Origin of the sequence: Achromobacter animicus, assembly GCF_040775605.1 — a bacterium.
Lineage (GTDB): Bacteria > Pseudomonadota > Gammaproteobacteria > Burkholderiales > Burkholderiaceae_B > Achromobacter > Achromobacter animicus.
On sequence record NZ_JAYGJK010000001.1, the window covers coordinates 3,415,953 to 3,441,217 of the forward strand.

Genomic DNA, 25,265 nt, shown 5'->3' on the forward strand with positions numbered 1-25,265 from the left:
CGTCTGTCGGCGCCTAGTTGCCGGCCGCGAGCGAACGCCCGCGGCTCAGGAATCGGTCATATTCTTCGTCAGGCACGAACAGCCCGCCGGTGGTCCAGGCCAGGTGCGTGGCGCGCGGCAGATGCGCGGCAAGGCCGTGCGCGCGCAGCCATGCGCGGCCTGCGTCGGTGCCGCACAGATGGCGCGGACCGCTGAAACCCGCGGCCGCGGACGGTTCGATGCGCAGTCCTTCGCTGTCCTTCAGGCGCGCCAGGTCGGCGTAAAGCGTGTCGTCTTCAACGGTGTAGACGCCGCGCAGTTGCGCGCCGACCGCCGCGTACGCCAGCTCGGACGCCGTCGGAACCGCCAGGCCGTCGGCCTCGGTCACGTTCGTCAGGCCGACGTCGTACACCGACGCGGACGCGGACGCACCCGGCAGCTCGCCTTGGCCGGCCATCATGCGCACCAGGAAACACGGCGACTGCACCGGCTCGGCGAAGAAGCAATGCACGTGCGGGCCGTACAGCTGGGTCAGGCCGAAGGCGATCCCGCCCGGCGCCCCGCCCACGCCGCAAGGCAGGTAGACAAACAGCGGATGCTCCGCATCGACCCGCACGCCCGCCTCGATCAATTGGACGCGCAGGTGCAACGCGGCGGCGGCGTAGCCCATGAACAGGGACGCCGACCGCTCGTCGTCCACGAAATAGCCAAAAGGATCGGCTTCGACCTGCGCCCGGCCCGCGGCCACGGCCTTTTCGTAGTCGCCCGCGTGCTCCACGACCTCGACACCGCGCGCACGCAGACGCGCCTTCTTCCATTCCTTGGCATCGGCAGACATGTGCACGGCCGACCGGAACCCCAGCGCCGATGCAATCACGCCGATGGACAGGCCCAGGTTGCCCGTGGAACCCACGGCGACCTGATACCGGCCGAACACGGCGCGGGCTTCCGGACCGGCCAGCTTGCGGTAATCGTCGCCCGGCAGCAGCAACCCTTCGCGCAGCGCCAGCGATTCGGCAAATTCCAGCACTTCGTGAATGCCGCCGCGCGCCTTGATGGAGCCGGCCACCGGCAATGCGTGATCCGCCTTGATCCACAGCCGGCCGGCGTCCGGCGGCAGGCCGATCGGTACCTGCATGGCCGCGGCAGGGAGCAGCGGCGACTCGATCACGCCTCCCGTCTCGGCCAGCTCGGGAAACAGCTCAGCCAGCAGCGGCGCGAATCGCGTAAAGCGTTCCTGCGCCGACAGCACCTGATCCATCAGGAAATGCGCACCCGGTCCGCTTGCGGGCGCCGGCATGTCCGGGCCGGTCCACAGCACCGGCTTGGCCTGCCGCAGGGAATCCAGAACGGGGGATTGGGAGGGAGCGTCGGATTGAAACATGGCTGTGGTAGCGAATGGGAAGCGCAAATAATGCCCACATCCTAGAGGCGGCCAGCGCTTTGCAGCAATATCAATGGTTAGAATTCTTCTTTGCGTTTTCCGCAAACCTTGGAGCCGACCATGAACCCCCGCGTCCTGCAGGAGATTTCCCTGCGCTATTTCCTGGAAGTCGTGCGCACCGGCTCGGTCAGTGAAGCCGCCGGGCGGCTAAATGTGGCCCCCTCGGCCGTCAGCCGCCAGATTGCCCGCATCGAACGGGAACTTGGCACCTTGCTGTTCGAGCGCCGCGCGCGCGGCATGGTCCCCAACGCCGCCGGCGAACTCCTGGCCGCGCACGCCAAGCGCATGCAGCAGGACGTGGAACGGGTAGCGGGCGACATCCTGGCGCTACGCGGCCTGCGGCAGGGCCATGTGCGCATCGTCAGCACCGAGGGCTATGCGTCGGAGTTCGTGCCGGCGGCCATCGCGGCTTTCCGGCAGCACTACGCGGGCATCCGGTTTTCGCTGGACGTCTGCTCGCAGCAGGAGATCCCCCAGCGCATCCGGGACGGCTCGGCGGATATCGGCATCACCCTCAGCCTCACGTCGCAGCGCGACATCCGCGTGGAAGCGCGCGTGCCGGCGCCGGTGCGCGCGATCCTGGCGGCAGACCATCCGCTGGCCGACCGGCGCGAGATGGCGCTGGCGCAGCTGATCGCCTATCCCCTCGCCCTGCCCAGCCCCGATTCCACGTTGCGCCAGCTGATCGACATCAGTTGCAGCCGCCAGCAACTGCATTGCGAGGCGGCGTTCACCAGCCGCAGCATCGACGCGCTGGTCGGCTTTGCCAGCGCGGGCGGCGGCGTGGCCTTCTGTGGTGAACTGGCCATCCGCAACCGCCTGCAATGGGGAAAGATCGTCGCCGTGCCGCTACGCGACCGCGAAATGAACGAACGTCACTTCGAGGTGCAGACGCTGGCCGGACGCATCATGCCCGAGGCCGCCAAGGCGTTCATCGCCAGCATCGCGGAGGCCGCACGGGCAGCCTCCGGACCGGTCGGGCCGGCTTGAGACCGGGCCGGGCAATGCCGGGCCCGGGTAAGGCCGGGCCGCGTTAGGCCGGGCCGAGCAAGGCCGACCCGCATAACGCCCGCGATCAATACTGGTAGCGCATCGTCAGCATCGCGCTGCGTCCCGCGGCCCACGCGCCCTGGCTGTAGAAGCCGATCTGGCTGTAGTACTTGCGGTCGAACACGTTGTTCACGTTCAACTGCGCCGACAGGCTGCGGTTGAAGCGGTAGCGCGCCATCAGGTTGGTGATGGCGTAGCTGCCCTGGCTGACGCGTTCGTCGCCGTTCGGGCCGCTGGCGATGGTGTAGACATGGCTTTGCCAGTTCACGCCGCCGCCGATCGTGAGGCGGTTCCAGTCGCCCGGCAACTGATACGTCGTGAAGACGCGCACCAGGCTGCGCGGCTGGTCGGTCTGGATCGCGTTGCCCTCGCCGTCGCTGGCCGTCCAATGCGACCATCCGGCCGCCACGTTCCAGCCCGGCGTCACTTCACCCGACATTTCCAGGTCGAAGCCGCGGCTGCGCGTGCCTTGCGCGGCCGTGTAGGCCTGGTTGGTCGTGCCCGGCACTATCTGGCCCGGGTCGACCTGCGCCACGTTGTCCTGGTCGATCTGGAAGATCGCGGCGCTGGCGTTCAGACGGCCCTCCAGCCATTCGCCCTTGATGCCGGCCTCGTACGACTTGCCTTCCAGCGGATCCAACCAGTTGCCGTTGCGGTCCTGGTAGGTCTGCGGATTGAAGATGCCGGTGTAGCTGACGTATGCCGTGTAGGTGTCGTTGATGTCGTACAGCAGGCCGGCGTACGGCGTGAAGGCGTTCTTGTCGAACTCGGTGCGGCCTTCTCCGCCAAAGCCGATCGAGTTCGTCTTCCACGTGCTGTAGCGCCCGCCCACGATGAGCTTGAGCGGATCGGCCAGGTTCAGGCGCAACGCGCCGTACCAGCCGGTCTGGGTGGTGGTGTAGCGGTTGGCGATGATGGAATCGTTCCAGTCCGGTTCGGGATACGAGCCGTTCCAGTTCAGGAAGTTGCCGACCTCGGCCGCATCGATGGCGGACCGGTAGTTGAAATCGCCCTTCTGCCGGTTGAAGCTGGCGCCGACCACGGCTTCGTGGCGGCGGCCAAACAGCGTGAATGGACCGTTGGCCTTCAGGTCCAGCGCATTCTGTTTGCGGTCGCCCAGATACCAGGCGGGCGACGCGCCCATGCCCAGGCCGGTTCCGCGGTCCGGCCAGCCGTACAGATACAGCAGCTTGCCGTCCATTTCGTTCTTGGAATACGAGCCCACGGCCTGAACGCGCCAATCGTTGTCGAAGCGATGCTCCAGGCTGGCAAACGCGCCCTGCGTCGTGCTGCCCCACGAGGTCCACCGCGCGCCGGTATTCAGCGACCGGCGCCAGTCGGTCCGGCCGCCGTCGGCGTACCAGAGCGGAAAGCCGCCCCAACTGCTGCCCTGCGGCTCGTTGTCCTGGTAGTTGTAGCCCACGCTGAGCGTCGTGCGCGAGGTCAGGTCAGCGTCCACCACGCCGTAGAAGACCTTCTTCTTGTTCTGGTAGTAGTCCAGGAACGAATGGTTGTCCTGGTAGGCGGACACAATGCGGCCGCGCACAGTGCCTTCGGCATTGAGCGGCGTGGACAGGTCGGCCGTCACGCGATAGGTGTCCCAGTTGCCCACGCCCGCGCTCAGGTCCGCCTTGAACTCACGGCTGTCGGCGTGCTTGCGCACCAGGTTGATGGAGGCCGACGGATTGCCCGCGCCCGTCATCAGGCCCGTGGCGCCGCGCACGACCTCCACCCGGTCATAGATGATGGGGTCGACGGACGACTCGCCCGCCGCGTAGCCCACGTCGAATGCCGTGGGCACGCCGTCGTACATGTAATTGGTGATGCTGAAGCCGCGCGAATTGAACGTGTAGCGTTCGCTATCGAAGTTCTGCACCGAAATGCCCGGCGTGCTGCCCATGACGTCCGCCAGCGACCGCATGTCTTCGTCATCCATGCGCTGGCGCGTCATCACGGTGACCGACTGCGGCGTCTCGCGCAGCGACAGCGACAACCCGGTGCTGGCCGCCGTGGCGCGCGGCGTGTAGGACCCCGTCCCCTCGGTGGTGTTCGGATTGGCGTTCTCGCCCACCACTTGCACCGAAGGCAGCGTCGACACGTTGGCGTCCTGCGCGGCAACGGCCCCCGAGGCTAACGCCAGGAAAACCGCCGCCGACGTGCGGCGCAGCGTGAAACGTGGGTGAACGATGTGGCCGCGTCGGGCGCGTCTTTCTGCTTGCATTGGGCTTCCTACCGAGTGGGTCAAAAGGGTGACAAATCGGCAGGAAGTTTAAATGCAAATCCTTCTCATCTCCATCTGCTGTTGTTTTTTCCCATGCTTTGCGTCAATCCCGGGTCTTGCCCGGCCGCTGCACCGCGCGCACCTTGCCGCTCTCGCCCCCGCCGCAATAGAAGCGGGCGCCACCGTCGGATTCCAGCCCCGATACGCCAATGCCCGCGGGCATTTCGACGGCCTCCAGCACTTCGCCGGTGCGTGGTTCAAGCCGCCGCAATTCGCTTTCTTCGGCTTCCCACGTGCCGTGCCAGAGCTCGCCGTCCACCCACGTAACGCCCGTGACGTAGCGGTTGGAGTCGATGGTGCGCAACACTTTGCCGGTCTCGGGATCGACCTGGTGGATCTTGCGGTCGCGATAGGCGCCGACCCACAGGCTGCCTTCCGCCCAGGCCAGGCCGGACACGCCCTCGCCGCCGGGCGCCGGGATGGCGGACAGCACCTTGCCGCTTTGCGGATCGACCTTCTGGATCCGGCCATCGGCAATCTGATAGAGGTGCGTGCCGTCGAAGGCCGTGCCCGCATTCGCGGTGATGTCGAGCGAGCGCGACGTCTGTCCGGTGGCCGGGTCCAGGGCAACGAGGCTGTCGCCCGTGGCGAACCACACCTGCTTGCCGTCATAGGTCAGCCCATGGACGGCCTCGACGCCCGGGAACGGGCCATATTCACGGAGGATTTCGGCTTGTGATCGTTTCATGGTGGCTTCCTTTTGTAGGGGTGCTTCCATGCTACTGGGCGGGCAGAATCGCCGGGAGTAACAAGCTTGTCGTGAATCCAGGCACCGGCGGCAGCATCCAGCGCCGCGCGCGCCCCTGGCCGAAGGCCTGCACCCTGCCGGCCTCGGCCAGGGCCTCAAGCGCGCGCTGCACGGTGCGCTGGCTCGATCCGAGCACCAGCGCCAGCGCCGAACTCGACCAGCCCTCGCCGTCAGCCAGAAAGGCCAACAGCGCCCCCTGCTCCGGATCCGCTTCGTCGCCGGCCTGCGCCAGCACCGTAACGTCGCAAGCGCCCGCAGGCGCAAGCGCATAGCCGTGCCGAGTGGCGTGGACACCGGCCAACGGGCGGATCGCGGTGCGCAGGCGGCCCATCTCGACGCGCAGGCGCGCACGATGCGTCTCGTCAAAGTAGCGCGTGCGAAACGCCTGGGCGATCAGCGCGTCGCGCGTCACATCCTCGGGCCAGGCCTGCGCCAACGCCCGCGCCAGCGCAAACAGCACGGGACGGCCAGCCAGCGCGACAGCCGTTTGCCCACCCCGCACAGCGAACCGGCAGGCATCCACGACCAGCGTGCCGGACGCCAGCAAGGCCTCGACCTGGTCCAGCGACAACGTGCACTCGCCGTCGCGTCCGATACGCCGGGCGGCGGGCGCGTCCAATGCCTGCACCGCGTGGTCCACTTCCGCCATCAGCGCCGCAATTCCGGCCCGCTCCGCGCACTGTTCCGCGCGCGCCAGCGCTGCGCGAGCGGCGGCCGCCTGCTGGCGGCGTAGTGCGATGCCCGCGACGATCAGGTCCTGGATGGCCCGCGACGCCCAAGGCAGTGAGCCGGCATCCACCTGCGCGAGGGTGTGCTCCGCGTCTTCCAGCCGCCCCAGCAGCAACTGGCGGCGCGCCGTCAGATGACCGGCATGCGCCGCGTTGACCACGTCGCCGTGCGCCTGCAGCGTGGCGCGCGCCGTATCCAGCGCCTTGTCCGGGTGGCCCAGATCTCGCGAAGCCAGCGCGATCTCGGCTTCGGCAACCACGCAGCGGGCCCGCGCCACCGCTTGCCGCGGACCAAACCCACGGGCGGCGCTACGCAGCAGCGTCCTGGCGCGGGGCAGATCACCCAATTGCGCGAAGGCAATGCCGCGCAAGGCCAGCGCAGGCGCGTCGCTGCGCAGCGCCACCTGGTTCAACGCGCCCAGCGGGTCGCCTGCGGCCAACGCGCGCGCCGCCGTTTCAATCAGAAAGTCCATGGAAAGTGCGGCACTGCCTGCCCCGTTGTTCTGGCCTGGGCACCAATCTACACCGCGCAGCGGGCTGGTTGCAGGGCTATTGCGCGGACGATACGGGCAGAGATGAACCTTGCGTTGCGGGGGGAGCGGTCAACAGCGGATACGGGTTGAGCGCGCCGCCCCCTGCATAGATACCGTAATGCAGATGCGGCGGCGTGCCTTTGGCGTTGCCGGTATTGCCCACAAAGCCCAGCACGTCGCCCGGGGCAACGAGTTGGCCGCGACGGATATCCGCGTAGCCGTCCAGGTGCGCGTAATAGTGCATCTGCCGGCCCGGTCCCATCACCCAGACGACCTGCCCGCCCAGCGTGTTTTCGCCGATGCGCGTGACCACGCCTTCGGTCGCAGACACCACCGGCGTGCCGCGCTTGGCAAAAATATCGATGCCCTGATGCGTGCGCCCGCCCGACCGCGCCGCGCCCCAGGTATCGGCCAGCCGCCGGGGCGCAACGCCCTGCACCGGCACGGACAGCGACACGGGCGCGTCCTGCCAGGACAGCCGCGCCATGTGCCAGGGCGCGCGCGCCGCCTCCGGCAGACGCGGCCAGGCCCAGACCGCCAGGGCGGCCAACGCGGCCAGCATGAGAAGTCGTCGGGCAAATCGCCAGGGGGTGCGGGCATCCATGGAACGTTCGACGGCCATGCGGGCCCAGGGTTCCTGCTCGCTGGGCGGCGACACAGTATTGCAGCGCCTTGGACGCAGCGTCCGTGATGCGGCCCCGTTTTGTGACCCGGACGGCCGCCCGGACCGCCTGTACAGGCCCTCTCGGCCCGTCGCAGCGTGTAAACTCCCCCCTTTTTGACTCTGGTGGTATGTTGCAAGCCCCCCAGCGCACAGGTTTAAGCGGCCCGACGCTCATTCGCTTGCTGACTCGCCTGACGGACGCGGATGTCCAGCAGTCCAGGCAGTCGCTATCCGACCATCTGAGCCAATGGCTTGGCTGGACGGACGCGATCGCCCTGTCGGCGGCCTTGAATACAAGCCCGCCGGTCATTGCGCCCGGCGCCCGCCTGTTCAGCAGCGCCGAAGAACGCGAATGCGTGCGCGTGCGCACCACCCTGGCGGACGCCATCGCCAGTGACACGGCGGCCACGGCCGCCAAGCGGATTGCCCCGGTACCGGCGCCAGCCAAGAAACTGGCTGCCGTCCTGGCCGAGGACGAGTTCGATTACTCGAGTTTTCGCCAGCGGTATCTCTCGTTGCAGCACACGATGGAGACCAGCATTGGCAATCTGCGCAGCCGTCTGCGCGGGATGGTCGCGGCGCGCAATGGCGAATGGACGCGCCTGGCCGTGGTGGACGCGATCATGGACCGCGCGCTGCTGCCCAAGGAGCGGGCCCTGCTCGGCGCGATTCCGAAGCTGCTGCAGACGCACTTTGACCGGCTGCGCAAGGCCGAGGAAGCGGCGCTGGCTGCCGCAGAAGCCCAGGCTGCTGCCGAGGCGCAGGACGTGGCTGACGCCGACGCGCCGGCTGATATCGCGGCGGAGGCGGACGGCAATGCAAGGGCCGACGGCAATGCAAGGGCCGACGGCAATGCAAGGGCCGACGGCAATGCAAGGGCTGACGGCGATGCAGCGGTCGCAGCCCTTGACGCCGCGCCAGCCAACGCGGCGGCGCCCGTCCCGGCAATTACCGCGGGCGCCTGGCTGGACACGTTCCGCGCCGACATGCGCGCCGTGCTGCTGGCCGAATTGGATGTTCGTTTACAACCGGTCGAAGGGTTGCTTGCCGCCCTTCGCACCAGCTAATTAGGACACTATGTCCAAGACTCTGATCAATATCGTGGTTTTCCTGGCCGGACTGGCCGTTGTGGGCTGGATCGGCGCTGGTTACGCGGGAACGAACCCGCTGGCGCTGGCCGTGACGCTGCTGATCGGCGTCTGTTACCTGGCCGGCGCGCTCGAGCTGCTGCGCTACCAGCAGGCAACGACTGCCCTGTCACGCGCCGTGACGGACATCAAGGAAGCGCCCGGCAGCCTGGGCGCCTGGCTGGACAAGGTGCCGGCCGGCCTGCGCAACGCGGCGCGCCTGCGTATCGAAGGCGAGCGCGTGGGCCTGCCCGGCCCGACGCTGGCGCCCTACCTCGTCGGCCTGCTGGTGCTGCTGGGCATGCTGGGCACCTTCCTCGGCATGGTCGTCACGCTGCGCGGCACTGGCCTTGCGCTTGAAAGCTCCACCGATCTGGCCGCGATCCGCGCGTCGCTGGCCGCACCCGTCAAGGGCCTGGGCTTTGCGTTCGGCACCTCGATCGCTGGCGTCGCCGCGTCCGCCATGCTGGGCCTCCTGGCCGCACTGTGCCGCCGCGACCGCGTCCACGCCGCGCAACTGCTGGACACCCAGGCCGCGACCACGTTGCGCGTGTATTCGCAAAGCTACCAGCGCGAAGAATCCTTCAAGCTGCTCCAGCGCCAGGCTGAAGTGATGCAACGTCAGGCCGACGCGATGCCCGCCATCGTCGGCCAGCTGGAATCCATGATGAAGAGCATGGAACAGCAGAATCAGGCGCTGAACGAACGCCAGATCGCCAGTCAGACCGCCTTCCAGGGCAAGGCCGAAGCCGCCTACGCCCGCCTCGCATCCGTGATGGAACAGTCCATGAAGGACAGCGTGGCGCAAAGCGCGCGCTCCGCCGGCGAAGCGCTGCAGCCCGTCGTGCAAGCCACCATGGACAGCCTGTCGCGCGAAACCGCCACGCTGCAGGACACTGTCTCGCAGGCCGTGCGCCAGCAACTGGAAGGCCTGACCGCCGGCCTGCAAGCCGCGACGACCGACGTTGCCGGCATCTGGAGCCAGGCTGTGGCCGGCCAGCAGCGCGCCAGCGAGGCCATGGCCGAAGACCTGCGCGCCTCGCTCGACCGCTTCGCCCAGACCTTCGAGCAACGCTCGGCCAACCTGCTGGACAGCGTGTCGGCGCGCCTGGAAGCGTCGTCCGGCAACATGTCGCAAGCCTGGACCGACGCGCTGTCGCGCCAGCAGCAAGCCGGCGAAAAGCTGGCGGGCGACAACCTGCAGGCGCTCACCGCCGCGGCAGCCAGCTTCGAGCAGCATTCCGCATCGCTGCTGCGCACCCTGAACGCCTCGCACGCCGCGCTGCAAACGGATCTGGCCTCGCGCGATCAGCAGCGCCTGGCCGCCTGGACCGAAACGCTGGGCGCGATGGGCGCCACGCTGCGCCAGGAATGGGAGCAGTCTGGCGCGCAAGCCGCCGCCCGCCAACAGGAAATCAACGACACCTTGGCGCAGACCGTGCGCGACGTGGCCGAACAGGCCGCGGCGCAAGCTGCGCTGATGGAAGGCGTGTCGGCGCGCATAGAGGCCGCCGCCATCGGCGTGTCGGACCAATGGACCCGCGCCCTCGCCCGCCAGGAAGAATCCAGCGGCAAGCTGGCCGCGGGCAACCAGGCGGCGCTCGAAGCCGCCACGGCGGCCTTCGAACAGCACGCCGCCTCGCTGCTGCGCACGCTGGACCAATCGCACACCGAACTTCAGGCCGCCTTGGCCGCCCGCGACGAAGACCGCCTTGCCGTCTGGAGCAGTACGCTGGGCGCCATGACCGCCAAGCTGGGCCAGCAATGGGAACAGGCCGGCGCGAACACCGTGGCCCGTCAGCAGGAAATCAACGACGCACTGGCCGAGACCGCGCGCGGCATCACCGGCCAGACCGAGGCGCAGGCCCGCTTGCTGCAGGACGTGTCCTCTCGCCTGGAAACCGCGGCAGGCAGCGTCACGCAAGCCTGGCGCGACGCGCAAACGCGGCAGGAAGACCTGGGCAAGCAACTGGCCGCCGACAACCAGCGCGCGCTGGAAACCGCCGCGGCCACCTTTGGCCAGCATGCCGACGCGTTGCTGCGCACGCTGGATCAATCGCACGCCGACCTGCAAACCGCGCTGGCCTCGCGCGACGAGGAGCGTCTGGCCGCCTGGTCCGGTTCGCTGACGGCAATGGCCGCCAAGCTGGGCGAGGAATGGGAACAGGCCGGCACCCAGGCCGCCCTGCGCCAGCTCGAAATCAGCGACGCGCTCGCTCAGACCGCCCGCGACATCACTGCCCAGACGCAGCAGCAGGCCGCCCTGCTGGAAAGCGTGTCGACGCGCCTGGAAACGGCAGCCGGCGGCGTCACGCAGGCCTGGACCGATGCGCAGGCCCGCCAGGAAGAAACCGGCCAACAACTCGCCCGCGACAATCGCCAGGCGCTGGAAACCGCGTCCGCCGCCTTCGGCACGCAAGCCGCCGAGCTGCTTCAGACGCTGGAACAATCGCACACTGCCCTGCAAACGGCGCTGGCGGCCAACGACGAGGAACGCCTTACCGCCTGGACCGGCAAGCTGGCGGCCATGGCCGACGCGCTGCGTACCGAATGGCAGCAGGCCGGCGCGCAAGCTGCCGGTTTGCAGCAGGAAATCTGCGACACGCTGAGCCTGACCGCGCAGGACATCACTGCCCAGACGCAGGCCCACGCCAGCGAAACCATCGCCGAGATCGGCCGTCTGGTTCAAGCGGCTTCTGAAGCGCCCCGCGCCGCCGCCGAGGTCATCGGCGAACTGCGCCAGAAGCTGTCTGACAGCATGGTGCGCGACAACGACATGCTGCAGGAGCGCAACCGCCTGCTTGAAACGCTGAGCACGCTGCTGGACGCCGTCAACCATACCGCCGCCGAGCAGCGCACCGCCGTGGACGGGCTGGTCGCCTCGTCGGCCGACATGCTGGAACGCGTGGGCGCGCAGTTCACCGCGCAGGTCGAATCCGAAACCGGCAAGCTGTCCGACGTGGCGTCGCTGGTCACCAGCAGCGCCGTCGAAGTCGCCAGCCTGGGCGAATCCTTTGGCGCGGCAGTGCAGGCCTTCGGCGAATCGAACGACAAGCTTACGGCGCATCTGCAACGCATCGAAGCCGCGCTGGACAAGTCCATCGCGCGCGGCGACGAGCAGCTTTCCTACTACGTGGCGCAGGCCCGTGAGGTCGTCGACCTGAGCCTGATGTCGCAGAAGCAGATCATCGAGAACCTGCAGCAGCTGGCCGCCCAGCGCGCCACCGCCGGAGCGGAAACGGCATGAGCGAGGATATCGACGGCGGCGTGGAGGCAACGGCGCCCGCCTGGGCCGTCTTCGGCGACCTGATGTCCGTGCTGCTGGGCGCCTTCGTCCTCATCCTGGTCAGCGTCGTCGCGGTGCAGTTGCAGCTGTCGACGCAGCTGGAAGAAGAGGTCAAGCAGCGCCAGGAAGAAACCCATCGCCGCGAAACCCTGGAGCAGGCGCTGGCGGGCCCCCTGGCCGCCGGCCGCGTGACGCTCATCAACGGCCGCATCGGCATCAGCGGCAGCGTGCTGTTCGCGCTGAACTCCGACCAGCTCCAGCCCGAGGGCCGCGAGATCCTGAAAACCCTGATCGAGCCGCTGTCCGCCTACCTGAAGACCCACAACGAAATCCTGATGGTCAGCGGCTTTACCGACGACCAGCAGGTGCGCGAAGGCAACCGCCGCTTCGCGGACAACTGGGACCTTTCCGCCCAGCGCGCGCTCACGGTGACGCGCGCCCTGATCGACGAAGGCGTGCCGTCGTCAACGGTGTTTGCCGCGGCATTTGGCGCCGAGCAACCCGTGGCGTCGAACGCCGACGAGGAAGGCCGCGCCAAGAACCGCCGCGTGGAAATCACGCCCATCCCCAAGCCGTCCAACGAAGCGGGTAAGCCCGGTGAGCAGTGACGGCAGCCGCGCTGAGAGCCTGAATGCACGTGCGGTGCTGGACGCCTGGCGCGCCAGCGGCGCGGATCGCGTCAACCCGCTGCGCTTTCACCTGATCGACGCGCTGGACCGCCGCGCGGCCGCGTACGACGGCGCGGTGCGTCAGCGGCTGGACGAGCGGCTGGCGGGTCTGATCGCGGCGTATGAGGGGGAGTTGATCGGTGCGGAGGATGCGGCTGCGGATGCAGGCGCTGAGGCTGATGCAGAGACGCCGCAAGACGCCGTGTCGGGCGGACCGCTGGCCGAGTTGATCGCCTATCTTGGCTCCGACGATATCCGCGACCCGCTAGGCCTGCGCGCCGCCTACCCCGAGCTGCCGCTGCTCGATGAATTCCGCGCGCTCTGGTCCCGCTTCAGCGCCGACCGCCAGGTCCGCCAATCGCAGGAACGGGTCCACAAGAACGCCGGCCCGCTCAACTCGAACCAGCTCGTGCACCGCGCGCTGACCCTGATGCGCGAAATGTCGCCCGGTTACTTGCAGCAGTTCCTGTCGTACACCGACGCGCTGATGTGGATGGAACAGATGACCGCCGCGGCCGCCCCCGCACCGAAGGATGCGCCGCGCGCGGGCGCAGCCAAAAAGTCCACGCGCGCCAAGCCGCGCAAGGAAAGCAAGGAAAGCAAGGAAGCCTGAGGGCCGATTTGCACGCGGCCTCCCGCCGCAGTACGATACGTTCCATATACAAAACATATACGGAACATCCACTATGGGTATCGTCAAGATTTCCGAGCAGATGCATGAGAACCTGCGCGTCGCCAGCGGCGCTCTCAGCCGCTCGATCAATTCCCAGGCCGAACACTGGATGCGCATCGGCATGCTGTCCGAGCTCTATCCCGAACTGCGCCACGCCGACATCTGCCAACTGCTGATCCGCATCGACCAGGCAGAAGGCTTCACCATCGCCTCCCTCTCGCAAGGGTTGCCGCAACCCTTACAGCAGGAGGCCGCATAAATGGCCAAGAAGGTTTCCATCAAATCGGCCGCCGACATCGAAATGGCCCGCAAGGCGGGCGCCATGGCGGCCGAAGTGCTGCACATGATCGGCGAACACGTCCGTCCCGGCGTCACCACCGATGAGCTCGACCGCGTCTGTCACGACTACATCGTCAACGTGCTGAAAGCCACGCCCGCCAACGTCGGCTACCACGGCTTTCCCAAGACCATCTGCGCGTCGGTCAACCACGTCATCTGCCACGGCATCCCGTCGGCCAAGGTGCTCAAGAACGGCGACATCCTGAACATCGACGTGGCCGTCATCAAGGACGGCTGGTTTGGCGACACCAGCCGCATGTACTACGTCGGCCAGCCCAGTCCGCTTGCGCGCCGCCTGGTCAACACCACGTACGAAGCCATGCGCGCCGGCATCATGGCCGTCAAGCCCGGCGCCACGCTGGGCGACATCGGCCACGCCATCCAGACCGTCGCGCATCGCGAGCACTTCAGCATCGTGCGCGAATACTGCGGCCACGGCATCGGCCAGATCTATCACGACGACCCGCAGGTGCTGCACTACGGCCGCCCCGGCGAAGGCCTGGTGCTGCAGCCCGGGATGATGTTCACGATCGAGCCCATGATCAACGCCGGCAAGCCGCAGACCAAGCAACTCCCCGACGGCTGGACGGTCGTCACCAAGGACCGCTCGCTATCCGCGCAATGGGAGCATATGGTCGTCGTCACCGAGACCGGCTACGACGTGCTGACCACCTGGCCTGACGGCTTCGGCGACTACCCCCCGATTCCCTGATCGGGGCGCGTTCGAGCAAGGACCGGAGTGCAGGGCCGCAAGGGTACGATCATCATCGTGCCCTTGCCGTTTCCGCGGCGCCCGCCGCCCCGTCCATGCCCGCCCTGCCCTCCGCTTTCCGCCGCCTCGCGGCGTCGAACCTGGCCGCACAGTTCTCCGAGCAGATCGCGCTCGCCGCCGCGCCGCTGTATGCCGTGCTGGCCTTGGGCGCCACCGCCGCGCAGACCGGCTACCTGCAAACCGCGCAGACGCTGCCGTTCCTATTGCTGTCCCTGCCCGCCGGCGTGCTGGCCGACCGGATGTCGCGCCGCTCGCTGATGACCGCCGCCGAGACCGTGCGCGCGGCAAGCCTGATCGTACTGCTGGCGCTGTTGTGGTCCGGCGGCCTCAGCCTGCAATGGCTCGCCGCGCTGGGCTTCGCCGGGGCAGTGGGCACCGTCGCCTACAACGTGGCGGCGCCTGCGTTGGTGCCCAAGCTGGTTCCGCCTGGTGAACTCTCCAATGCCAACCGCTGGCTGGAACTGGCGCGCAGCGCCGCGTTTTCGGCCGGCCCTGCGGCGGGCGGCGCGCTCGTGGGGTGGATGGGCGCCTCCACCGCCTATGTGCTCGCGACCACACTGTCGCTGCTGGCCGCCGTCTTCCTGGCAGGCCTGCCGCAGGACGCGCCGAAGACGACACAACGCCGTCATCCGCTCACCGAATTGCGCGAAGGGGCGGCCTTCGTCGCCACCCATCCCCTGCTGCGTCCGGTCCTCCTGACCGCCCTCTTTTTCAATACCGCCTGGTTTGTCCTGCTGGCGATCTACGTCGCCTACGCCGTCGACCGCCTCGGCCTGTCCGCTGCGGGCGTGGGGATTACGCTGGGGGTCTACGGCGCGGGCATGCTGGCCGGCGCACTGGCCGCCCCGTGGCTCGCCCGCCGCCTGCCGTTCGGCGCGATGATTGGCGCGGGCCCGCTGTCCGCCTTGCTGGCCAGCTTCTTCCTCTTGTCGACGCTGGTCTATCCGTCAGGGGCATGGGCGGCGGTGGGGTTCTTTCTGTTCGGCGCCGGGCCGATCCTGTGGACCATCACCACCACCACGCTGCGTCAATCGGTGACGCCCAACGCCCTGCTGGGCCGCGTGTCGTCCGTCATCGTGACCGCCAACTTCGGCGCGCGGCCCATCGGCGCGTTGATCGGCGCGGCGCTGGCGGCGCGGTTTGGGGTGGAGGCGTGTCTTTGGGTGTCGACCCTGGGGTTTTTCATTCAGTTCGCCGTGCTGTTTACGTCCCCGGTACTGCGCTTGCGCCAGCAACCGGAAGCCGTGGCCTCCTGAAATCATTCCGCCTTGCGGGCCCGCGCGCTGGCTTCGAATTCCGCAGCCAGGCCCAGAAGCTCTTGCTTGTACTCGTCCAGACTCCCGCTGTATTCGTCCAGGTACAGATCGCGGCGCGCCTTATTCATTTCTTCAGACGCAACCGCCTGCCTGACGAATCCTGCCAGCCTGTCTCTCACCGGTTCAGGAATGCCCGTCCGCACGGCCACGCTGTAGCTGCTGTGAAATACCATGTCCGGCACGCCGAGTTCTGCGAACGTCTTCACGCTGGGCAGATGCGAGGTGCTTCCTGGCCGCCCGGTATACGCCAACACCTTGACGTGAGGATTGTCCTTGACGTTCTGCGTCGTGCCAATCGTGGTGAAGTAGCCGTCGATCTGCCCGCCCAGGATCGCCGTCAGGCCTTCCGCGCCGCCTTTGAAGGGAATGGGACGGTACTGCGTCTGAAGGCCTGATGCCAGTCGCGCGGCCAGCGTGGAATAAGTGCCCACGCCCAGGTCGGCGATGCCGATATCCAATTCGCGCTTTGCCCCCTTCAGGTCCTCGAGACGATTCCAGCCCCTGTCGGCTGGCACGATGAAGGCGTAACTGCTCTGACCTAACGGCGCAAGAATCTCGAAATCCGAAAACGCGTAGCCCGCGCCCGGCGTCGTCAATTTCGCGCTGTAGAACCCTTCGGCATGGACCAACAGCGTGTACCCGTCGGCCGGCCGGCCTTTCACCGCCGTGATGCCGATCGCCGAACCCGCGCCAGGCCGGTTTTCGACGACCACGGGCTGCCCCATGATCGTTCCCAACTGCTGGGCAAACGCGCGCGAGATCGCGTCGGTAGCCGCGCCCGGCGGATACGGCACCACGAGCCGCACCGGTTTCGTCGGATAGTCTGTTTGCGCCGTGGCGGAAAACGAACATAGTGCCGTCAGCACCGCGCTACCCAACAGCAATCGAAATGGCGGGCGGATCGACAGACGAATCGTCTGAAGAAATGGCAAGCGAAGCGGCGACCGGCGGCGAAGTGTGAAAGGCATGGCTGGCTCTTCATATGTTGACCCACAAAAAGTGTATAGAGCACCCATCCGTTGATTCAGCCACCATCCCGAAGAACTCTCCTGCAGAAAACGCAGCACTGCGTCATCGCCGTTGCCGACAACGGTGGCCGCGACTTCTTCGTTTCGCGCAGTTCTGAACTGCGGTTTCAGCTATAGCCAATCCGGTACGGCTACCTAGAATTTGAAAGCTCCAATAAATCAAAAATTATGGAGACGCTGCAATGACCCATCCTTTACCCACACGACGCGCCATCCTGCTCGGCGGCATGCTGATGGGCCTGGGTGTGAACGCTTTTGCCGCCCAAGGCGGGTGGCCGGAGCGCCCCGTCCGCCTTGTCGTCGCCGGCTCGTCCGGCGCGGGCGGCGACATCTTCGCGCGCCTGATCGCCGCGCCGCTTGCCAAGGCGCTGAACCAGCCGGTGGTCGTGGAAGCCAAGCCCGGCGCTAACGGCATGATTGCGTGCGACACGGTGGCAAAGGCGGCGCCAGACGGCTACACCCTGCTGTTCGCCCCCTCCTCCGCCATCCTGCTCAATCCAGTCGTGCTTCCCTCGCTGCCGTACGATCCGGAAAAAGACCTGCTCCCTATCGCCCAGGTCGGGGCCGCCGGAATCCTGCTGGTCGCCAATCCGACCACCGGCTTCAAGAACCTGGCCGACATGGTCGCGTACGCCAAGGCCAATCCTGGCAAACTCGCCTATGGTTCGTGGGGCACCGGCTCGTCCGGCAACCTGGCCATGGAAGGCATCAAGGCGCACTACGGCCTGGACATGCCGCACGTGCCCTACAAGCAGTTGGTTACCGAGAGCACCGACCTGATCGCCAACAACATCAGCGTCGGCTTCATGGACATCGCCTCGCCCATTCCCCACATGCGCAGCGGCAAGCTGGTCGCCCTGGGCCAGACCGGATCAAGGCGCTGGCCCGCGTCGATGGACGTCCCGACGCTGGGGGAACAAGGCTACAGATTTGAGGCGGACGGCTGGTACGGCGTCTTCGCCCCCGCCGGCACGCCGGCCGAGATCATCGACAAGCTCAACGCCGAGGTCTATCGCGCGCAGCACACGCCGGACGTGCGGGAAAAAATCGAAGGCCAGAACATGATCGTGCCGGCGGACATGTCTGCAAAGGAATTCGCAGCATCCATCAAACGCGACGCCGTCATCTGGCAAGGGTTGGCGAAAGTGGCCGACCTGAAGAACAAATAGGAAGCGCGCATGGACACGCCTTTCAAACTTCCTTTTTCCTCCGATGCCTTGCAGGACCGCGTGGCGGTGGTAACCGGCGCGACCGGCGGAATCGGTCTTGCCATTTGCGAGCACCTGCATGCGATGGGCGCCGCCGTCGTCCAGGTGGATGTCAACGCATGCCCTGCCGGCTCGGATGTCGATGGCCGCCTGAACGTGCGTTGTGATGTCTCCGATTCCGCCTCGGTTGAAGAAATGGCCAACCAGGTGCGAACCCGATTTGGGCGGTGCGACATACTGGTCAACAACGCCGCCGTCAGCGCGGCGCCGGTGGGACTGGAGGCGCTGCCGCTTGAACTTTGGGACCGCATCTTCCGCATCAATCTGCGCGGCGCGTTGCTGTGCGCGCAGGCCGTGTTTCCGTTGATGCGGGATCAACAGGGCGGCAGCATCATCAATGTGTCATCGATCTCCGCCCAGACGCCAACCCGGCTCGGCGCTTACGGCACGACCAAGGCGGCGCTGCAGGCACTGACGCGCCAGATGGCCGTGGAGTGGGGACCGCTGGGCATACGCGCGAATTCCATCAGCCCCGGCATGATACGCACGCCACTGTCCGAACCGCACTATCGAAATGAAGGTGTGCTGCACAAGCGCATTGCAAGCATTCCTGCTCGGCGGATCGGGCGGCCGGCGGACATTGGCGGCGCGGTCGCGTTTCTTGCCAGCGATGCGTCGTCGTATGTGAATGGACAGGATCTCGTGGTGGATGGAGGTTTCGTCAAGGCATCGTTGACGAATCTCTATGCGACGTGAGGCGGCGGCGGGAAGGCATTCCGCCAACCGCCGTGCACGGGGCGCCGGGCGCTGATCAGGCTCGGGCCCTCGCACTCCCCGCCGACACGTCCTGCAGCGCGGCCGTCAGCAGCGGCTTCCAGGATTCGATATGCCGGGTGATCAACGCGGCAATTGCCTCGGTCTGCCGCGTTTGCGCCAACTCGATCATTTCGTAGTGCTCCGACACGGACGCGCGCTGCCGCTCCAGACCCTCCGGCGAATTGATTCCATACAGGCGCATGTCGGCTCTCAGGTCCATGATCATTCGTGTCAGCAGCGGATTGTTCGCGCGCGACACCAACGCTTCATGGAACCGGCGGTCCGTTTCGATGTAATCGGCGACATTGCCTGCCTTGACGGCGGCGGCAACCGCATCGGCCAGCTCAATCAGCGGCGCCGCGTCGGTGAGACCCGCCCGCGCAACTGCGACGAGCGCCCCCGATTCGAGCATGATGCGCACGTCAAAATGGTTCTCCAGGTCCTTGGGCGTAGCCGCTTCCACACGGAACCCCCGATTGCGCAGCGGCGCGACCAGGCCCGTGCGGCTCAGCTCCAGCAATGCCTCGCGTACCGGGGTCGTGGACATCCCCATCTCGGTCGCCACTGCCGGCACGGAATAAATGGTGCCCGGCGCCGCTTCGCCCGACACGATGCGGGAGCGCAGTTGCGCCAGCACCATTTCCCGCAAATTGGTGACGCTTTCCATCGAGATCCCCTGGAAAAAATCGAACCGTCACTATATCAAATCCCTTGCAGTAGCGCGTGACGCGCTATATAAATGCGTCACGCGCTACCTGATGCGCTCGCCCCGGGCCGAGGCGAATTGGCCCAATGGAGACATCTATGGATGAACCTTTGAAGCGCCACGTCTGCCTTGGCTGTGGCTTTCTGTACGACGAAGCCCTGGGGCTGCCCGAACACGGCATTGCGCCAGGAACCCGATGGGCCGACATTCCCCACGATTGGGTCTGCCCCGACTGCGGCACCCCAAAGAGCCGGTTCGAAATGGTCGAACTTCCGTACGCCAGCGCCGAAGCCGCCGCGCACGCCCTCGTCTGAACGCCTGCCGAGAACTCATCATGAACAAAGACTTTGTGCTGCGCGCGCACGACCGCGGCTTTGAAAAATTTCTGTCGACGGGCGAAGCGTCCAGCTATATCGCCGGCCACCCCGAAGGCATGGTGACCCGCCATTCCAGCTTCAACTTTGGCGCTTACCAAAGCGGCATTCCCGGATTCGGCCGGATCCGCGTTTTTGGCGAAGAAGTATTCAGTGGCACCGGTAGCGGCTACAACATGCACCGCCACCATGACTTCATCATTTGCGCGTTCGTTCTGGCGGGCACGTTGACGCACGTGAACACGGTAGGCAACATCGATCAACTTGGACCGAATGACTTCTACGCCTTCTCTGCCGGCTCCGGCGGCAAGCATTCCGAATTGAATCTGGCCAGCACCGATATGCAAGTGCTGTATCTGTGGCTCTTGCCCGACCGCCTGCTGACGCCGCCCTCCTATACGCGCAGCCACTTCGATGCGAGCACGCGCCGCAACCAGCTTACGCAACTGGTGGGCAACGCCGACGGCGCCTTGCGAATCAGCCAGGACGTATCGGTTTCAAGGTTGGTGGCCGACCAGGCAATGCACCTGCAATACACGCCCAAATCAAATCGTCATGGCGTTTATGTGTTCATGCTGGACGGAGAGGCCAGTGTCGATGACATCACGCTGGCGCGCCGCGATAGCCGAGGCGTTTGGGGCGATCGCCCCATCACGATTCAGACGGACGGTGAAGGCGCCGATCTCCTCATTATTGAAACCATCCAGTAACGCCGTCCAGATCAACCTGCGTTGCAAGCGGCGCTTGTACTCACACGCCGCTTGCCCCCCGTCTGGGGGATGCGAGGAGAATGTCATGCCAGTGATTCAGCTGTATTACGCAAAGGGGATGCTCGACCCCGCCAGCAAGAACGAAACGGGCAAGCGGCTGACGGAGGTGCTGTTGACGATGGAAGGCGGCGCCCGCACCCCGGGCGGCTTGGCCTTCGCGTCGGTGCTGTTCACCGAAGTGCCCGCCGAAGACTGGTGGGTTGGCGGTAAGATCGACGACACGCCCATACGCACCCACGGCCGCCTGCTCGCCCGCGTCAGCATTCCTGAAGGCTACATGAGCCAGCAGCACAAGTCTGAGGTCCACGCGTCGGTACACGCAGCCATGATGGAAAGCCTGGGCGCCACGCGCCAAGACGGCAGCGGCGCATTGGTCATCATCGAGGAAGTGTCGGAAGGCAATTGGGGCGCGGGCGGACACACCATCAGCCTCGCCGCCATTGCAAACACCGTCGGGCTTGCCAAGGACGGCGAACGTTTCAAGTGGGTCGAAGCCTACTTCCAGGCCAAGGCCAGACAATATGCAGCGTCGCATTACCCGCCAGGAACCGGCGGCCTGCTGCCGGCACCGTCCGCCACCCCCGCGACGCAGGGAGAATGACGATGGCCTTCGAGTTCACCCCCTGCGGAACCCAGGCCCCATTTTTGCTGTCCCTGTTGTACAGCGCCGGCAGCGGGCCGGCGTCATAACAGGAGTCACATGAATGACACGATCCCAACATCTCCGGCTGAGCGTACTCTGCGCGGGCGTGGCGCTTGCCGGCAGCGCCATCGCGGCAGACGCCCCCAAGGTGCCGGACTACGGTCCTAACCTGGAGCGCTTTGAGTATCCGCACGAGGTCAAGCGGCTGGCGCTGGACGCGCAAGGCCAGAAGCTGTCGATGGCCTACATGGACGTCGCCGCCGCCAAGCCCAACGGCAAGACCGTCGTGCTCATGCACGGCAAGAATTTCTGCGGCGCCACCTGGGACGCCAGCATCGCCGCCCTGAGCCAGGCCGGATACCGCGTCGTCGTGCCCGACCAGATCGGCTTCTGCAAATCCGACAAGCCGCAGGCCTACCAGTTTTCGTTTCATCAACTGGCCGCCAACACCCACGCCCTGCTCGATCATTTGAAAATCGACCGCGCCAGCATCGTCGGCCACTCCATGGGCGGCATGCTCGCCGCGCGCTACGCGCTGATGTACGGCCCGCAAACCGACGCCCTGGTGCTCGTCAATCCCATCGGCCTCGAAGACTGGAAACAGAAAGGCGTGCCCTACCGCAGCATCGACGACTGGTATCAGCGCGAGCTCAAGGCCAACTTCGAGGGCATGAAGAAGTACCAGCTGGGCACCTACTACGCCGGCCAATGGCGCGACGACTACGACAAGTGGGTCCTCATGGCCGCCGGCATGCTGCAAGGCGAAGGCCGCGAACGTGTTGCGTGGAACCAGGCGCTGACCTACGACATGCTCTACACGCAGCCCGTCGTGCACGAGTTCGGTCAGATCGCCGTGCCCACCACGCTGCTCATCGGGGAAAAGGACAACACCGCCCCCGGCAAGGACGCCGCGGCGCCCGAGGTGGCAAAACAGCTCGGCAACTATCCTGAGCTGGGCCCGAAGGCGGCCAAGGCCATCCCGAATGCAAAGCTCGTCACGTGGCCGGAGCTTGGCCATTCCCCGCAGGTACAGGATCCGAAGCGGTTCAACGAAGCGTTGCTGAAGGCGCTGCCCGCGGCGAAGGGTTAAGGCATGTGTTGCTGACAAACGCCGCCACCCGCGAGACCACATCCCCGCATCCGCGGCCCATCGTGACCACGTGACGGCGATCTGTCAGCAACTGCAGCTGCACATTCGTGTTGCACGCCCTCTTCACGATCTTGAACGCGTCCGATGCGGGCGCAACGTCATCCTGCCGCGCATGAATGACAAGGCAGGGAGCGCGCAGCATGTCCAGGCGGCGCGATACCGAGGCCGCCAGTTTGCGCATCTCGGCAAGCGACCCCCAGGGGAGGCGCGGCAAGCCCGCCGCGCGCTCCCGGCGCAGAAGCGCCCGATGCCGGCCTATGCCCAGTGCCCTCGCGGCCACTAGCCGTAAGGCCACCCTCACCCGTTGCGGAACCGTCCGGCCGTCATGATGCAATACGGGCGACAGCGCCAGCACACCGGCCACGTGGAACGGACGTTCCTGCGCAAGGGCGAGCGCCAGCACGGCCCCCGTCGAAACGCCGCCGACGATCACGCGATCAACCCGGCTCGCCAGCACACCCGCGCCACGCCGCACGCTGGCCAACCAATCCAGCCACCCTGCGCCCGCCAGATCCTGCACAGAGCCGCAGTGCCCCGCCAGCTTGACCACGAGCACCGCGTAGCCGTACCGATTCAGCCCGCGCGCCAGCTCGTGCAGCTCGCTTGGCAGGCCGCCCACCCGATGAATCAGAAGGATGCCCGTGCGTCCGTGCTCGCCATGGCCCGCCAACAGATGCTCGCCGGCCATGGGTTCCAAAGGCTGCGGCGTTTCACCGTACGCCGGGATCGGGCCATCGGCCGGCCGCGCGCACCCCACCGGCCCACCTTCCGCCACCTTGCAGGTTGCGTCGACCACATTCATGCAGACGCCTCCTCGCACTTGTGGCCGTCAGAGGGCAAGCTGGCGCCCATGGCGCGTCGATACGCCGCGAGCGTGCGTAGCATCTGTTCGCCCAGGCGCAGGTGCGTATCCGCGAACGCCCGCGCATTGGCAACGATGGCGTGGGTACGCCAGGGCCGGTTTCGAATTTGCATGATGCAGTCGGCATAGCCCGCTATATCGCCGGGCGCAGCAAGCCAGCCTGTCTGGCCGGGCACGACGATCTCCGGCAATCCGCCCACATCGCTGGCAACGACAGGCCGGGCTGCGGCAAACGACTCGGGCACGATACGCGACCAGGCTTCCGTTGCGGATGGAACCAGCACGACATCCGCCGCGCGGATCATGTCAGGCACATCGGTGCGGTGACCGGCAAACACCACATAGTCCGAAATGCCAAGATCGATCGCCAGACGGTAAAGCGCATAGGCATAGGGTTGAGTGCGAGCGGTCGCCATGCCCACGACGAGCGCCACCGCCGGCACCCCTCGGATGCGCAGGCGTTGCACGACGTGAAGCAGATCAGCCTGCCCTTTTTCTGGCCGCAGCATCCCGATGGTGGCGACGACGTATGCGGCTCTGGGCGTGGGCACCCCGAGGGCGCGACGGATGTGCAGGCTGGCATCGAGCGCATCATTGGACGAAAAGAACTTGTCCGCGGCCCACTCCCCGACAACGCTGATCCTGTCTTCAGCGGCCAACCGGGCCGCCAGCAGCTCCTGTTTGCCGACTTCGCTGGTTGCGATGACGTGATCGCACCCAATCGCCCATTCCAGCCGGCGACGCAGGGAGGAACGCATAGGTTTGGCGAAGTGACGCGTCCGGACGACGGCGCACAGGTCACGGCAGAGCGCGGCGGTCTTCGCGTCGGCACGGCTGTGACTGTCGATGACCTCAATACGAAGGGATCGGATGGCCCGGCGAAGCGCCAAGACGGTCCGAATCGAGTACGCGGGATTGAAATCGATGTCTATGGTCGTCAGCTTGCGCTCGCGCGCGGCGTGGCTGACGGCACTGTTCGAGGGCGAGGCGATCGCGACTTCGTAGCCACGGTCGTGCAGCCAGCTAGCCTGCTCCAGCGTGCGGAACTCCAGGCCGCCGAGGCTGCGCTCAGCGAGCGTATGCAGAATGCGCATGATGATCCAGTACATCCAGGCAGGCGGGAAGCACTTCACCGGGCGTGATCGAGTTGATGCCGCTCTGGGGGTGCCGTGGAACGACGAACGCCGACCCGGGCCTTTGCCAGAACCACTCGGGATTCGCCTCGTTGAAGATGCCGACATAGGGCACACAAGCGCCCTGCGCGATATGCGAGGGACCGCAGTCATTGGCCACCACCAGGCGCGCGCGCAACATGATGGCGCTCAATTCCGAAATGGGCCGGCAATAGGCAATGGAAAAATCGGGCCGTTGCATCGCCTGCAGGGCTTCCCGCTCGGCGCTTTCCTGTTGCCCAAGCACGAACAGAAAGCGGGCGCCGGCGCCCAGCAGCGGCTTGAGCCTGTCGGCCAGCCTCACGTAGTTTGCAAGGCTCCAACGCTTGAAAGCGCCCGCGCCGCCCCCGGGGATCATCACCACGTCGGCGCCCAGCACCGAGTGCACATGTGGACGAGCGAGCATCTGGAAGCACGCGCGCGTCGCGCCTTGCAGGTCGAACGGCCGATATGCGGCCAGCACGCGCAGATTGGCCTGGCCGATGTATTCCGTGACGTCCTTGCGGTGGCAATGCGTCCAGGCCAGGTCGCTGATCCGGGCGTTGCGGAACCCCAAACGGATCGACGGCGGGCGCAGCAGGTTGACCACGCCGAAGCGCTCGCTGCTGTGATGCAGGCTGACGGACAGGCGCGTTTCTTTTCTCAGACTGCGCAGATAGTCGAAGAACGTAGCCGCGCGCACGAACTCATCGACCCAGGGCAACGCGCGGTAGAAGCTGCCCACATCGTCACGCGCGACCACCTTGATCCGGCGCGACGGCCACCATGTCTTGAGCTGATACAGCGTCGGCATGGCGACGATCTGGTCGCCAAGCTGCGGCTTGCTTCTGACATACACAACGATTTCCGACACCTGCGGCCTCCCTGCTGATTGCACGGCCGGTCGGCCGCTGGCGGGCAATGTATCGGCAGGTGGCCGGCATAATTC

The 25,265-nt window shown here is 66.4% G+C and carries 24 protein-coding genes; 14 read left to right on the plus strand and 10 right to left on the minus strand.

Annotated elements, in window-relative coordinates:
- Window positions 1-13: 13 nt before the first annotated feature.
- Window positions 14-1,363: a D-serine ammonia-lyase gene (locus tag AB3147_RS15475; RefSeq protein ID WP_367352339.1), complete on the minus strand. Its 1,350-nt coding sequence runs from the start codon at window positions 1,361-1,363 to the stop codon at window positions 14-16.
- 120 nt (window positions 1,364-1,483) lie between these two features.
- Between AB3147_RS15475 and AB3147_RS15480 the strand changes: the two genes are divergently transcribed.
- Window positions 1,484-2,413 (plus strand): LysR family transcriptional regulator, encoded by a 930-nt coding sequence (locus tag AB3147_RS15480; protein ID WP_367352340.1) that lies wholly within the window; start codon window positions 1,484-1,486, stop codon window positions 2,411-2,413.
- An 85-nt stretch (window positions 2,414-2,498) separates the two neighbouring features.
- Here the strand turns inward: AB3147_RS15480 and fhuE are convergent, their stop codons facing one another.
- From fhuE to AB3147_RS15500, 4 genes are all read right to left on the minus strand, one after another.
- Window positions 2,499-4,694: a ferric-rhodotorulic acid/ferric-coprogen receptor FhuE gene (fhuE, locus tag AB3147_RS15485; RefSeq protein ID WP_367352341.1), complete on the minus strand. Its 2,196-nt coding sequence runs from the start codon at window positions 4,692-4,694 to the stop codon at window positions 2,499-2,501.
- A 103-nt stretch (window positions 4,695-4,797) separates the two neighbouring features.
- Window positions 4,798-5,442 carry a Vgb family protein gene (locus tag AB3147_RS15490; protein ID WP_367352342.1) on the minus strand — a complete coding sequence of 215 codons (645 nt, stop codon included), beginning with the start codon at window positions 5,440-5,442 and terminating at the stop codon, window positions 4,798-4,800.
- 31 nt (window positions 5,443-5,473) lie between these two features.
- Window positions 5,474-6,703, minus strand: a complete 1,230-nt coding sequence (locus AB3147_RS15495) for a helix-turn-helix domain-containing protein (protein ID WP_367352343.1) — start codon at window positions 6,701-6,703, stop codon at window positions 5,474-5,476.
- Window positions 6,704-6,779: 76 nt separating this feature from the next.
- Complete coding sequence (locus tag AB3147_RS15500) at window positions 6,780-7,367, minus strand: M23 family metallopeptidase (protein ID WP_367352344.1); 588 nt, start codon at window positions 7,365-7,367, stop codon at window positions 6,780-6,782.
- A gap of 188 nt (window positions 7,368-7,555) precedes the next feature.
- On the opposite strand from AB3147_RS15500, the gene AB3147_RS15505 reads away from it, so the two are divergent.
- The 7 genes from AB3147_RS15505 to AB3147_RS15535 all read left to right on the plus strand — a co-directional run bounded on the left by AB3147_RS15505 (window position 7,556) and on the right by AB3147_RS15535 (window position 15,548).
- Window positions 7,556-8,494, plus strand: a complete 939-nt coding sequence (locus tag AB3147_RS15505; RefSeq protein ID WP_367352345.1) for a DUF3348 domain-containing protein — start codon at window positions 7,556-7,558, stop codon at window positions 8,492-8,494.
- A 10-nt stretch (window positions 8,495-8,504) separates the two neighbouring features.
- On the plus strand, window positions 8,505-11,801 hold the full coding sequence (locus AB3147_RS15510) for a DUF802 domain-containing protein (protein ID WP_367352346.1): 3,297 nt from the start codon (window positions 8,505-8,507) through the stop codon (window positions 11,799-11,801).
- Entirely contained in the window at window positions 11,798-12,448 is a 651-nt protein-coding gene (locus AB3147_RS15515) for an OmpA family protein (RefSeq protein WP_175183673.1), read from the plus strand. The genes AB3147_RS15510 and AB3147_RS15515 overlap by 4 nt, the downstream gene beginning before the upstream one ends.
- The gene (locus AB3147_RS15520) at window positions 12,438-13,121 is read left to right on the plus strand and encodes a DUF2894 domain-containing protein (RefSeq protein WP_367352347.1); all 684 of its coding nucleotides are present in this window, start codon (window positions 12,438-12,440) and stop codon (window positions 13,119-13,121) included. The genes AB3147_RS15515 and AB3147_RS15520 overlap by 11 nt, the downstream gene beginning before the upstream one ends.
- Window positions 13,122-13,194: 73 nt before the next feature.
- The gene (locus AB3147_RS15525; protein WP_175121249.1) at window positions 13,195-13,440 is read left to right on the plus strand and encodes a ParD-like family protein; all 246 of its coding nucleotides are present in this window, start codon (window positions 13,195-13,197) and stop codon (window positions 13,438-13,440) included.
- Window positions 13,441-14,232, plus strand: coding sequence for a type I methionyl aminopeptidase (map, locus tag AB3147_RS15530; protein WP_056318211.1), 792 nt, complete (start codon window positions 13,441-13,443; stop codon window positions 14,230-14,232).
- 95 nt (window positions 14,233-14,327) lie between these two features.
- A complete protein-coding gene (locus tag AB3147_RS15535; RefSeq protein WP_367352348.1) occupies window positions 14,328-15,548 on the plus strand; it encodes an MFS transporter in 1,221 nt (406 codons plus the stop codon).
- Window positions 15,549-15,550: 2 nt separating this feature from the next.
- Here AB3147_RS15535 and AB3147_RS15540 read toward each other — a convergent pair whose 3' ends face one another.
- Entirely contained in the window at window positions 15,551-16,675 is a 1,125-nt protein-coding gene (locus AB3147_RS15540) for a Bug family tripartite tricarboxylate transporter substrate binding protein (RefSeq protein ID WP_246282769.1), read from the minus strand.
- A 143-nt stretch (window positions 16,676-16,818) separates the two neighbouring features.
- Here AB3147_RS15540 and AB3147_RS15545 point away from each other — a divergent pair, with 143 nt between their 5' ends.
- Both AB3147_RS15545 and AB3147_RS15550 read left to right on the plus strand, forming a co-directional pair.
- A complete protein-coding gene (locus tag AB3147_RS15545; RefSeq protein WP_367352349.1) occupies window positions 16,819-17,805 on the plus strand; it encodes a Bug family tripartite tricarboxylate transporter substrate binding protein in 987 nt (328 codons plus the stop codon).
- Between the two features lie 9 nt (window positions 17,806-17,814).
- Entirely contained in the window at window positions 17,815-18,600 is a 786-nt protein-coding gene (locus AB3147_RS15550) for an SDR family NAD(P)-dependent oxidoreductase (protein ID WP_367352350.1), read from the plus strand.
- Window positions 18,601-18,655: 55 nt separating this feature from the next.
- On the opposite strand, the gene AB3147_RS15555 is transcribed toward AB3147_RS15550, so the two are convergent.
- Window positions 18,656-19,327, minus strand: coding sequence for a GntR family transcriptional regulator (locus AB3147_RS15555; protein WP_218344135.1), 672 nt, complete (start codon window positions 19,325-19,327; stop codon window positions 18,656-18,658).
- A gap of 137 nt (window positions 19,328-19,464) precedes the next feature.
- Between AB3147_RS15555 and AB3147_RS15560 the strand changes: the two genes are divergently transcribed.
- From AB3147_RS15560 to AB3147_RS15575, 4 genes are all read left to right on the plus strand, one after another.
- Complete coding sequence (locus AB3147_RS15560) at window positions 19,465-19,680, plus strand: rubredoxin (RefSeq protein ID WP_175121243.1); 216 nt, start codon at window positions 19,465-19,467, stop codon at window positions 19,678-19,680.
- A gap of 20 nt (window positions 19,681-19,700) precedes the next feature.
- Complete coding sequence (locus AB3147_RS15565) at window positions 19,701-20,450, plus strand: pirin family protein (protein WP_175121242.1); 750 nt, start codon at window positions 19,701-19,703, stop codon at window positions 20,448-20,450.
- 85 nt (window positions 20,451-20,535) lie between these two features.
- The gene (locus tag AB3147_RS15570) at window positions 20,536-21,111 is read left to right on the plus strand and encodes a tautomerase family protein (RefSeq protein ID WP_367352351.1); all 576 of its coding nucleotides are present in this window, start codon (window positions 20,536-20,538) and stop codon (window positions 21,109-21,111) included.
- 103 nt (window positions 21,112-21,214) lie between these two features.
- On the plus strand, window positions 21,215-22,243 hold the full coding sequence (locus tag AB3147_RS15575) for an alpha/beta fold hydrolase (protein ID WP_367352352.1): 1,029 nt from the start codon (window positions 21,215-21,217) through the stop codon (window positions 22,241-22,243).
- Here the strand turns inward: AB3147_RS15575 and AB3147_RS15580 are convergent.
- From AB3147_RS15580 to AB3147_RS15590, 3 genes are read right to left on the minus strand one after another with little or no spacing between them, the layout of a single operon-like run.
- A complete protein-coding gene (locus tag AB3147_RS15580; RefSeq protein WP_367352353.1) occupies window positions 22,200-23,105 on the minus strand; it encodes an alpha/beta hydrolase in 906 nt (301 codons plus the stop codon). The genes AB3147_RS15575 and AB3147_RS15580 overlap by 44 nt on opposite strands.
- A complete protein-coding gene (locus AB3147_RS15585) occupies window positions 23,102-24,274 on the minus strand; it encodes a glycosyltransferase family 4 protein (protein WP_367352354.1) in 1,173 nt (390 codons plus the stop codon). The genes AB3147_RS15580 and AB3147_RS15585 overlap by 4 nt, the downstream gene beginning before the upstream one ends.
- Window positions 24,234-25,190, minus strand: a complete 957-nt coding sequence (locus AB3147_RS15590; protein WP_175121238.1) for a glycosyltransferase family 9 protein — start codon at window positions 25,188-25,190, stop codon at window positions 24,234-24,236. Before AB3147_RS15590 ends, AB3147_RS15585 begins: the two co-directional genes overlap by 41 nt.
- Window positions 25,191-25,265: the final 75 nt, after the last annotated feature.

What these genes read in the sequence shown, in the direction of transcription:
- AB3147_RS15545 (WP_367352349.1), top strand. Translation starts at nt 16,819, where the DNA reads ATGACCCATCCTTTACCCACACGACGCGCCATCCTGCTCGGCGGCATG.
- map (WP_056318211.1), top strand. Translation starts at nt 13,441, where the DNA reads ATGGCCAAGAAGGTTTCCATCAAATCGGCCGCCGACATCGAAATGGCC.
- AB3147_RS15565 (WP_175121242.1), top strand. Translation starts at nt 19,701, where the DNA reads ATGAACAAAGACTTTGTGCTGCGCGCGCACGACCGCGGCTTTGAAAAA.
- AB3147_RS15505 (WP_367352345.1), top strand. Translation starts at nt 7,556, where the DNA reads ATGTTGCAAGCCCCCCAGCGCACAGGTTTAAGCGGCCCGACGCTCATT.
- AB3147_RS15515 (WP_175183673.1), top strand. Translation starts at nt 11,798, where the DNA reads ATGAGCGAGGATATCGACGGCGGCGTGGAGGCAACGGCGCCCGCCTGG.
- AB3147_RS15495 (WP_367352343.1), bottom strand. Translation starts at nt 6,703, where the DNA reads ATGGACTTTCTGATTGAAACGGCGGCGCGCGCGTTGGCCGCAGGCGAC.
- AB3147_RS15550 (WP_367352350.1), top strand. Translation starts at nt 17,815, where the DNA reads ATGGACACGCCTTTCAAACTTCCTTTTTCCTCCGATGCCTTGCAGGAC.
- AB3147_RS15585 (WP_367352354.1), bottom strand. Translation starts at nt 24,274, where the DNA reads ATGTACTGGATCATCATGCGCATTCTGCATACGCTCGCTGAGCGCAGC.
- AB3147_RS15535 (WP_367352348.1), top strand. Translation starts at nt 14,328, where the DNA reads ATGCCCGCCCTGCCCTCCGCTTTCCGCCGCCTCGCGGCGTCGAACCTG.
- AB3147_RS15475 (WP_367352339.1), bottom strand. Translation starts at nt 1,363, where the DNA reads ATGTTTCAATCCGACGCTCCCTCCCAATCCCCCGTTCTGGATTCCCTG.
- AB3147_RS15575 (WP_367352352.1), top strand. Translation starts at nt 21,215, where the DNA reads ATGACACGATCCCAACATCTCCGGCTGAGCGTACTCTGCGCGGGCGTG.
- AB3147_RS15510 (WP_367352346.1), top strand. Translation starts at nt 8,505, where the DNA reads ATGTCCAAGACTCTGATCAATATCGTGGTTTTCCTGGCCGGACTGGCC.
- AB3147_RS15580 (WP_367352353.1), bottom strand. Translation starts at nt 23,105, where the DNA reads ATGAATGTGGTCGACGCAACCTGCAAGGTGGCGGAAGGTGGGCCGGTG.
- fhuE (WP_367352341.1), bottom strand. Translation starts at nt 4,694, where the DNA reads ATGCAAGCAGAAAGACGCGCCCGACGCGGCCACATCGTTCACCCACGT.
- AB3147_RS15570 (WP_367352351.1), top strand. Translation starts at nt 20,536, where the DNA reads ATGCCAGTGATTCAGCTGTATTACGCAAAGGGGATGCTCGACCCCGCC.
- AB3147_RS15480 (WP_367352340.1), top strand. Translation starts at nt 1,484, where the DNA reads ATGAACCCCCGCGTCCTGCAGGAGATTTCCCTGCGCTATTTCCTGGAA.
- AB3147_RS15555 (WP_218344135.1), bottom strand. Translation starts at nt 19,327, where the DNA reads ATGGAAAGCGTCACCAATTTGCGGGAAATGGTGCTGGCGCAACTGCGC.
- AB3147_RS15490 (WP_367352342.1), bottom strand. Translation starts at nt 5,442, where the DNA reads ATGAAACGATCACAAGCCGAAATCCTCCGTGAATATGGCCCGTTCCCG.
- AB3147_RS15560 (WP_175121243.1), top strand. Translation starts at nt 19,465, where the DNA reads ATGGATGAACCTTTGAAGCGCCACGTCTGCCTTGGCTGTGGCTTTCTG.
- AB3147_RS15500 (WP_367352344.1), bottom strand. Translation starts at nt 7,367, where the DNA reads ATGGATGCCCGCACCCCCTGGCGATTTGCCCGACGACTTCTCATGCTG.
- AB3147_RS15525 (WP_175121249.1), top strand. Translation starts at nt 13,195, where the DNA reads ATGGGTATCGTCAAGATTTCCGAGCAGATGCATGAGAACCTGCGCGTC.